Here is a 9,230-nt window from a genome sequence, read left to right on the forward strand (position 1 = left end):
CGTGGGCTCGACCGAGCTGTCGCAGCAGCTCGATCCTGAAGATACGCGCGAGGTGATGCTGGCCTACCAACAGGCGGTGTCGCGAGAGATCACCCGTTACGAGGGAAGCGTTGCCAAGCTGATGGGCGACGGCGTGCTCGCCTATTTCGGCTGGCCGCGGGCGCACGAGCACGATGCAGAACGCGCGGTGCTCGCCGGTCTGGCCGCTGCGTCCGCAACCGCTGGTCTAAGAGCGCCGAGCGGCAAGCCGCTTGCCGCGCGTATCGGCATCGCCACGGGGCTGGTAGTCGTCGGGGATCTCATCGGCGAAGGGGCAGCTCAGGAGGAGGCAGTTGTCGGCGATACGCCGAACCTAGCCGCGCGTCTGCAAGGGCTCGCCCAACCGGGATGTGTAGTAGTGTCAGAAAGCACTAGAAAGCTGCTCGGCGGAGTATTCGCGGTTGAGAAGCTGAGTTCCATCGAACTTAAGGGAATTTCGGCACCGGTCTCGCCCTTTCTGGTGGTTGGGGAGCGGGCCGTCGAGACGCGCTACGAGGCGCGCGCCTCCAGCGCTCCTCAAATCATGATTGGAAGAGACCTCGAACTCCGACTCGCTCTTGAGCGTTGGGGGCAAGCGAAGAGAGGCGAAGGCCAGCTCGTTCTGCTCAGCGGCGAGGCGGGCATCGGGAAATCACGGATCACCCGAGCCTTAATAGACGCAGTTTCGCAGGGGGGGCACGCGCGCGTCGTCTATCAGTGCTCGCCCTACTACTCGGGCACCCCGCTCTATCCGGCAATCCAGCAGCTCCGCCATGCAGTAGGGATTGCGGAATCTGCCAGCGACAGCGAGAAGCTAAGAGCTCTCGAGCGCGCGAAAGGTCCAGAGTGCCGGTCGGTACCGTTTCTTGCTTCTCTGCTCGATCTCCCACACCCCCAAAGTGATGCGCTTAAGGGGCTAAGCCCACAGCAGCTGCGAGCGCGGACGCTTGATGCCTTGGCAGACGACGTCCTTGATGCTGCCGCCCTGCAGCCTTTGTTGTTCGTGATCGAGGACATTCATTGGATCGATGCGACTACGCTCGAATTTTTGAATCAGTGTGTCGACCGGATTCAGAACGCTCGGGTCATGATGATGGTGACCACGAGACCGACCTTCGAACATGGGTTTGTTGGGCATCCCATTGTCACGAAGCTGGCGCTTAACCGCCTGGGTCGTGAACAGACCACCTCTTTCATCGAGAAGCTTGCTGGCGAAAAGCGGCTGCCGCCCATCCTTGTAGACAAGATAATCGCAACGACAGATGGTGTGCCGCTCTTCATTGAAGAGCTAACAAAGAGCGTTCTCGATCGTGCCACCGTATTCAATGATCAGGCAAGACTCGCAGATCTCGACATTCCGCTGACGCTGCACGATTCGCTGATGGCTCGCCTCGACCGGTTGCAGCCAGTCAAGGAAGTCGCGCAGATGGCCGCCTGCATCGGCCGCGAGTTCCGCTACGAGCTCCTTCGGTCGGTGACACCGCTCAGCGCCGCTGCCTTGGAAGATGCCCTCGACAAGCTTGTCCATGCCGAGCTCGTCTTCCGCCGCGGCAGAGGCTCGGACGCACGATATACTTTCAAGCACGCGCTGGTTCGCGATGCCGCATACCATAGTATGTTGAAGACGGTGCGCCAGGACGTGCACAGCAGGCTGGCCGACAAACTCATTTCGGAGTTGAACGTTGAACCGGAATTGGTAGCACATCATCTCATGGCTGCAAGGCGATACCGCGAAGCAGCTGAATGCTTTCGCCATGCCGGTCGCGTCGCCGCGGCACGATACGCCAACCCAGAGGCAGTCGCGCATTTCGCCCGTGCGCTGGAGGCCCTCGGAGCGGCAACCAAAACGGACGACACAAATGAGCTTGAGCTCGACGTCCGGCTTGAAATGGGTGTTCCACTCAACGCATCGGCCGGATATGCATCCGAGAAGGTTGAAGCAAACTTTCTTCGTGCCGAGGAGCTTTGTAGATCAACGGGGCGCACCTCCAACCTTTTTTTCGTCCGGCGTTCGCTTTGGAACTTCTATCTTGACCGGCCTGACTTGCAGCGGAGCCGAGACTTAGCCCAGCAACTCCTTGTCGACGCCTCACTCAGGGGAAATCTCGAGGAAGCGACGTTGGCGCATCGGGCGCTCGCCACGTCTTATCTATATCTCGGCGCGATAGAGGACGCCGCACGGGAAGCCCAGGCTGGCATCGATACCTGGGCGACCTCTGATAAGGATTTTGATGTCGCGAAATTCGGAGAGGACGCCTTTTCGATCTGTCGCACTTACCTGGGCTTGGCGCAGCTGCTTGCGGCGAAGGTCGAGTCCGGGCTTGCGAATTGTGTAGCAGCGGTTGCAACTGCGGAGCGGCTCGATCATCCGCTTAATCTGGCGTTCACTCTGATGAACCTCGGCGTTGCCAGACGCTTTCGCAATGAGCCGGCCGAATGCCGTCAGATCGCTGAGCGGATGCTGCTCTTGGCTGATGAGCGCAAACTGGCGTCCTGGTCAGGGGGTGCGCGCGCTCTCCTCGGTTGGGCTATTGGTGGCGACACGCCCGACGAAGGGCTGGACATGCTGCGCGAGGGCGTAAGGCGATGGCGCTCCACCGGGTCTGAGCTTCACTTGCCGCACTTCTATTCATCGATGGCGGACATTTGTCTCCGGCATGGACGGATCGAGCAGGGACTCGTAGCGATCGCGAATGCCATGGAGGTCATGGACCAGACGAACGAGAGATGGGCGCAAGCCGAGGTGGAGCGCATTCAGGGTTGTTTAGTTGCCAAGATCGATGTGAATCGAGGGATGGAGCTCTTGGCTGACGCCTGTCAAACCGCAATAAGACAGCGCGCTCGCTGGTTGGCAGTTCGTGCGGCAACCGAGTTGGCAAAGGTCTCGGCAAACTCGGGGCAAGAGGCCCGACCTGAATATCGGAATCTGCTTCAGGTCGGGGAGGTCGCTGAAGGCCTAGAAACTGCGGTCATCAGAGAGGCCACTAAAATTCTATGTAGTACATTGACATTGGCTTCTAACCAGCCGGCCGAACAATCCGAGGAGCAGGCCGATTGAGTCGCTAAGCTGCCTCTGGCCGTCGCTTTAACGAAGTCCGCTTTTGGTGAATGGACGGGACCGCAGGTATGACTGTCGTGGGGCGCAAATTGGTCACGGCTCCACTCGTGAAGTGGAACCGCTCCTGATCAAACCTCAGTTGCTTCGGCAAGTTCGAGAGCGTCCTCTATATCGACTCCCAGGTAGCGGACCGTGTTCTCGATCTTCGTATGACCGAGCAAGATCTGGATGGCTCGCAGATTTCCCGTCGCTTTGTAGATGATCGAAGCCTTGGTGCGACGCAGGGAATGAGTGCCGTATTCCTCTGGCCGAAGGCCGATCGCCTCGACCCATTCGTCGACGAGGCGGGCATACTGCCTTGTGCTCATGTGAACCGTTGGATCGATCCTACTCGGAAGGCGTAATCATCCACTGTGCCGCCGCGTCGTTCCAACCATGTGAGAAGGCTGGAGCGTGCGTCGCTCATCAACTCGAACTGAACAGGTCGGCCGGTCTTCTGTTGGATGACCACCGCGCGCGTTCGGATTTCAGGTCCTACAACAAGATGGCCGATTTTGATCTTGACGAGATCGCAGCCGCGCAACTTGCTGTCGATCGCCAAATCGAAGAGCGCTCTGTCTCGCAGACGCCTTTCCCGATCGAGAAAGAAGCGTATCGCCCATATCTGTCGAGGTTTCAGAGGGCGTTTCGTTCCAACCTTCTTGCCTGCATTCCATGCGCGGCGATCGGAGGTGGCAAGGTCGTAGCACGAGTGTCCCATTTCGTTTCTCCTTAGGCCATGATTGGCCACCGGAGAAAACGCAGGTAGACCGTTGAGGGCCGAAAGCGGACCTTCCGTTTCCCGAACTTCAGGTCGAAACGCAGCCATTTCCAGGAAGGCTAATGCTTCAAAATCTGGCTGAGGAACAACTTCGTTCGATCATGGCAAGGGCGGCTGAAGAACTCGTCGGGCGTGCCCTCCTCGACGATCTGGCCGGCGTCCATGAAGATGACCCGGTCTGCCACCGCCCGGGCAAAGCCCATCTCATGCGTCACGCACACCATGGTCATGCCGTCGCGCGCCAGCCCCGTCATCGTCTCGAGCACCTCGGAGACCATTTCCGGGTCGAGCGCTGAGGTCGGTTCGTCGAACAGCATGACATCGGGTTTCATGCACAGGCTGCGGGCGATCGCCACGCGCTGCTGCTGGCCGCCGGACAGTTGGATGGGGAACTTGTTAGCCTGCTCGGGAATGCGGACCCGTTCCAGGAACTTGAGCGCGGTGTTGCGCGCCTCTTTTTCCGTCACGCCCTTCACCCACATGGGGCCGGCCATGCAGTTCATCAGCACCGTCATGTGCGGAAACAGGTTGAAGTGCTGGAAGACCATGCCGACGTTGGAGCGCACGGCGGCGACGTCGCTCATCTTGCCATGCAGGGCAACGCCGTTGACGACGATGTCGCCGGACTGATGCGCCTCGAGGCGGTTAAAGCAGCGGATCAGTGTCGACTTGCCCGAGCCAGATGGGCCGCAGATGACGATACGTTCACCCTTGTGGACCGTCAGGTTGATGTCCTTCAGCGCGTGGAACTGGCCGTACCATTTGGAGACGGCCTTGGCTTCAATGATGGCCTGAGCACTCATCGCGCCTTGCTCCTGTGGTAATGCCGTTCGATCCGCGCCTGGATCAGTTCGAGGCAGATGGACAGCATCCAGTAGATCATGGCGGCCGAAATCAGCATCTCCATGTGCTGGAAGGTCTTCTGGCCGAGCGTGCGCGCCAGGAACATCAGCTCCCACACGCCGATGACCGAGACCAACGAGGAATCCTTCAGCATCGAGATGAACTGATTGCCCGTCGGCGGAATGATGACCGGCAGCGCCTGCGGCAGGATGATGCGGCGCATGGTCAGTGTGAAGCCGAAGCCCATGGAGCGCGACGCCTCCCATTGGCCGCGATCGATGCTCTGTATGCCGGAGCGGAAGATCTCGGTCATGTAAGCGCCGTAGCAGAGCGACAGCGCCAGGATGCCGGCAGGCACCGCGTTGATAACGAAGCCGAGTTGCGGCAAGCCGAGATAGATCAGGTACACCTGCATGAGCAGCGGAAGGCCGCGGAAGAAGGAGGTGTAGAAGCTGGCGATGGCGTAAGCGAAACCATTGCTGGAAAGCTTGGCAACCGCGCCGGCGACCGCGATGACCGAGGCGATGACGATGGAAATCGCCGAGACGTAGAGCGTGGTGACAACGCCCTGGCTGATCAGGAACGGCAGCTTCTCCCTGATGAAGGGCAGGCTGAGATGGAACGTCTCGAAGAAGGCGATGAACAGGAGCAGCAGTTCGAGCCAGACGATGCCGATCTGGAACTTGAGCGGCGCGAAACCGATCAGCACGACGTTCAAGGTGAAGATCACCGCTATGGCGAAGGCAATCGCAAAGCGGCCGTAGAAGCCACTCACCGACGGTTCGCCGATCACCGGGCGCATCAGTTCGGCAAAGCTGGTGCCCGACATGTTGAAAGCCATGAAGAGCAGCAGAACGACGCCGAACATCGTCGCCACGAACCAAGGTTTGTGGACGAGGATTTCGGCTTCGACGGTATCCGGATAGAGCATTTTTGAGCACCGGCTGTTCGGCGGCCTGCCGGGGGCAGGCCGCCTTTTGAGAAGCTAGTTTGTCTTCGAATAATCCTGCCCGTACCACTTTTCGGAAAGCTTGCTCAGCGTGCCGTCCGCCTTCATCGCTTTCACGGCGTCGGCGATCTTGGCGGAGAGTTCGGGATCGCCGCGTTCGATGGCGATCGCAAGCGGCTCGTAGAAGACCGGATCGCCCACCTGCTTGATCGGGTAGCCGGCCTTCTCGGCATCGAGGATCGACGGCAGTGAAGAGACCACCGCGTCGAGGCGCACGCCGTCGCCGAGGCGAAGGTCGTCAAAGGCGGTCGTCGAATTCTCGTAGGAGTGGACCTCCTTCGGGTTGAGCTTGTACTCGAATGGCGGCGCGCCGGCGGCGTCGAGCGTCAAATCCTTCTTGGCATAGGCCTCGAAAGTGGAGGTGCTGGTGGCGCCGACCACCTTGCCGTCGAGGTCGGCCAGCGTCTTGGCCTTGCTGTCCTTGTGCACGGCAACGGCCGCCGGTGTGTAATAGTACACTGCCGGAAAATCGAAGATCTCGGCGCGCTTCTTGGTCGGCGTCATCGAGCCGGCATGCATGTCCCAGCGCGCTGCCCAATGGCCGGCGGTGATAATGTCCCAGCCGGGCGTGATGAACTCGACCTTGACGCCGAGGTGCTTGCCGATCGCCTTGGCGACGTCGACATCGAAGCCGTCCAGCTCGTTGCTGGCATTCACGAAGGACTGCGGCGCCCAGTTGGCATCGGTCGCCACGTTGAGCGTGCCGGCCGCCATCACGCGGTCGAGCACCGCGCCTGCGTGAGCAGGATATGCGGCAAGCGCAAGCGCCGCCGCGGCCATCGTTACGAGTCGTCTGTTCCAGATTGTCATATGCGTATTCCCCTGTTGTTGTTCAGTCCCTTGCTGTCACTTCCGTTCAGCCGGTCGTGATGTCGCAATTTCGTGCCGACCAGGTCGGCGTCCTCTCCCAAGGCACGCGGATTTAGCGACGTCGCGGCCGGTCCGGTCTTCCGATGTCGCGGAGGATGTTTGCCGTCGCCGTTCCCCCGATCACAGGGAAGGTCCCGGCCTGTTGCCTGCGAGCCCTCGTACAGCACCTGCTGTCCGACATTCTCTGCCGCATCGCGAAGGCTGCTATTCATCGGCGGCGACCCCTTTCCCGCGGTCAGCGTCCAGCAGGAAATCGCCCATCACGGTGGCAACCCGAGCCGGCGCTTCGATCAGGATCGAATGGCGAAGTCCGGGCAGGATGGCGAGTTGCGACCCTTGCACCTGTTCGTGCATCAGCCGTGCCATGCGCGGACTGGAACCCTGATCGTCCTCGCCGGTCACGATCAGCGTCGGGCAGGTGACGCGGTCGAGAATGCCGCCGAAATCGGTCTCGGCCAGAACGCGATAGGCCGCTGCATAGCAGTCGCGGTCGTTCTCGGCGTCACGCCGGCGCAACTCGGCGATGACGACCGGGTTCTTGTCCTGGAAATCCTCCGTCAGCCAGCGCGACAGCGAGGCTGCATGATGCGCCGAGCCGTCGCTCGCCATCAGCGCCGCCAGCCGGCCACGCACCGCGTGCCGCTCCTCAGGCGTGCGGCCGGCGACCGTCGACAGCAGCACCAGTTTTTGCAGGCGCTCAGCATGCGTCAGCGCCAGGCGCTGCGCGATCAGGCCACCCAGTGAAAAGCCGGCCAGATTGAAGGCGGCAAACCCGACATGGTCGGCCAGCGCCAGCGTCTCCTTGACGAAATCGTCGATCTCGTAGCGGCCCTTGACCCGGCTAGAGCGGCCATGGCCGCGCAGGTCGAAAGTGAGAACCGCGAAGCGATCTCTCAGTTGGCCCGCCACGCCATTCCAGGCTTCGAGATAGGAGCCGACGCCATGGATGCAGACCAACGGCACGCCGCCCTCACCCTCAAGGCGCCAGTTGAGCAGCACGCCCTCGACATCGAGCTGGCCGGAGCGCGCCATGGTCACGCCCTCGCCGCCTGACGCGCCCTGTCGCGCTCGCGCGCGGCAAAAACCGGCATCACCTCGTCGACCCACAGCTTGATCGTCTTCTTCTGCAGCTCGAACGGCAGGTTGAAGGTCAGGCCGAGGCAGTACTGGTCGACGCCCGCCGCTTCATAGTCGAGCAGTTTCTCGATCACCTCGTCCGGTGTGCCGAACATCAGGTTGCGGCGGATGTTCTCGGGATTGTAGTTGTCCTTGCCCTTGACGCTCTCGTAGGGGACGGCTTCGGGAAAGCCGTTTTGCACGGTGCCGATGTTCTGGAACAGGTTCTCGAAGGCGCGGCCGTAGTCGATGGCATGCCCGACCGCGATCTCCCAGTCCTGCGCCCGTTCGTAGACGCAGGTGCGCCGCTGCATCATCAGGCGCGGGCGCGGCACCTCTGGATGATCGGCGACGGCCTTGCGGAATTTCTCGCCGAGCACGGCGATCTCGGCCGCCGGCGCCGACAAGGGCGTCGACAGGATCGAGGCGCCGATGCCGACCGCCCAGTCGAAAGTACCAGGGTCTCGCGCGGCCACCCAGATCGGCGGATGCGGCTTCTGCAGCGGCTTCGGCACGCCGGCGGCGAGCGGGAAATTCCAGTAGTGGCCGTCATGGGCATAATCCTGCGCCCACAGTTTCTTCACCGCCGGCACCAACTCCTTCAGATAGGCAACGCCTTCCTGCTGCGGCATGCCGCCGGCCATGCGGTCGAACTCGTATTGGTAGGAGCCGCGCGCAATGCCGAACTCCAGCCGCCCGCCGGTCAGGTGATCGCAAAGTGCCCCCTCCCCTGCCAGCCGGATCGGGCTCCAGTAGGGCGCGACCAGCGTCGAGGTGCCGAGCCGGATCTGCTCGGTATGCTGGGCAAGCCAGGTCAGCGTCATCAGCGGGTTGGGCGAGATCGTGCATTCGATCGTGTGATGCTCCGCCGTCCACAGCGTCTCGAAGCCGCCCTCGTCGGCCAGGCGCGCCAGGTCGAGCAGATTGCTCTTCACCTTCGACATCGGCATGTCGGGCGAGAAGCGCTCCATGGTCAGCGAAACGGCGAATTTCATGTCGGTCTCCCCAGTGCGTCGGGTTTGGTCAGCGAAGGCGGATAACGAAGGGGTCCTGCATGGCGCCGGAATAGTCGATGACGACGTTCTTCAGGCGCGAGAACTCCTCCATGGCGTCGAAGCCGCCGCGCCGGCCATAGCCGCTCTCCTTGAAGCCGCCATTGGCCGACATGAAGGAGGACGCGCGGTAGGTGTTGATCCAGACGGTGCCGGCCTCGACATTCCTGGCGAAGCGCAGCGCGCGGTTGATGTCCCGCGTCCAAATGCCGGAGGCGAGCCCATAGCGTGTGTCGTTGGCGAGACGGATCATCTCGTCTTCCGACGAGAACGGCATGACGCCGACGACAGGACCGAACAGTTCTTCCTGCATGACGTCCATGCCGTTATCGGTATCGGTCATCACGGTCGGCTCGAAATACCAGCCGCCGGCAAGCTCGGCCGCCTGCGGCCGCCTGCCGCCGGCTGCGATGCTGGCGCCCTGGCGCACGCCCGAGGCGACAT

Annotated in this window: 7 protein-coding genes and 1 pseudogene; 1 reads left to right on the plus strand and 7 read right to left on the minus strand. The window is 61.6% G+C overall.

The features are described 5' to 3' along the window. Positions 1-3,076: AAA family ATPase (locus EOA36_RS17745; RefSeq protein WP_127278738.1), on the plus strand; the 3,076-nt coding region annotated here is incomplete at its 5' end. Positions 3,077-3,204: 128 nt separating this feature from the next. On the opposite strand, the pseudogene EOA36_RS17750 reads toward EOA36_RS17745, so the two are convergent. From EOA36_RS17750 to EOA36_RS17780, 7 genes and pseudogenes are all read right to left on the minus strand, one after another. Next, positions 3,205-3,836, minus strand: a pseudogene (locus EOA36_RS17750) (tyrosine-type recombinase/integrase). Between the two features lie 119 nt (positions 3,837-3,955). Further along, positions 3,956-4,699, minus strand: a complete 744-nt coding sequence (locus tag EOA36_RS17755; protein ID WP_127278739.1) for an amino acid ABC transporter ATP-binding protein — start codon at positions 4,697-4,699, stop codon at positions 3,956-3,958. Continuing rightward, positions 4,696-5,670 (minus strand): amino acid ABC transporter permease, encoded by a 975-nt coding sequence (locus tag EOA36_RS17760; protein WP_127278740.1) that lies wholly within the window; start codon positions 5,668-5,670, stop codon positions 4,696-4,698. Before EOA36_RS17760 ends, EOA36_RS17755 begins: the two co-directional genes overlap by 4 nt. Before the next feature lie 54 nt (positions 5,671-5,724). After that, positions 5,725-6,558: a transporter substrate-binding domain-containing protein gene (locus tag EOA36_RS17765; protein ID WP_127278741.1), complete on the minus strand. Its 834-nt coding sequence runs from the start codon at positions 6,556-6,558 to the stop codon at positions 5,725-5,727. Between the two features lie 264 nt (positions 6,559-6,822). Then, positions 6,823-7,650: an alpha/beta hydrolase gene (locus EOA36_RS17770; protein ID WP_127278742.1), complete on the minus strand. Its 828-nt coding sequence runs from the start codon at positions 7,648-7,650 to the stop codon at positions 6,823-6,825. A gap of 2 nt (positions 7,651-7,652) precedes the next feature. Further along, entirely contained in the window at positions 7,653-8,729 is a 1,077-nt protein-coding gene (locus EOA36_RS17775) for an LLM class flavin-dependent oxidoreductase (RefSeq protein ID WP_127278743.1), read from the minus strand. A gap of 28 nt (positions 8,730-8,757) precedes the next feature. Next, on the minus strand, positions 8,758-9,230 hold a 473-nt coding region (locus EOA36_RS17780), incomplete at its 5' end, for an aldehyde dehydrogenase family protein (protein ID WP_127278744.1).

The organism is Mesorhizobium sp. M8A.F.Ca.ET.021.01.1.1 (genome assembly GCF_003998025.1).
Lineage (GTDB): Bacteria > Pseudomonadota > Alphaproteobacteria > Rhizobiales > Rhizobiaceae > Mesorhizobium.

Coding starts and splice junctions, on each gene's coding strand:
- EOA36_RS17775 (WP_127278743.1), bottom strand. CDS start 8,729: ATGAAATTCGCCGTTTCGCTGACCATGGAGCGCTTCTCGCCCGACATG.
- EOA36_RS17770 (WP_127278742.1), bottom strand. CDS start 7,650: ATGGCGCGCTCCGGCCAGCTCGATGTCGAGGGCGTGCTGCTCAACTGG.
- EOA36_RS17755 (WP_127278739.1), bottom strand. CDS start 4,699: ATGAGTGCTCAGGCCATCATTGAAGCCAAGGCCGTCTCCAAATGGTAC.
- EOA36_RS17760 (WP_127278740.1), bottom strand. CDS start 5,670: ATGCTCTATCCGGATACCGTCGAAGCCGAAATCCTCGTCCACAAACCT.
- EOA36_RS17765 (WP_127278741.1), bottom strand. CDS start 6,558: ATGACAATCTGGAACAGACGACTCGTAACGATGGCCGCGGCGGCGCTT.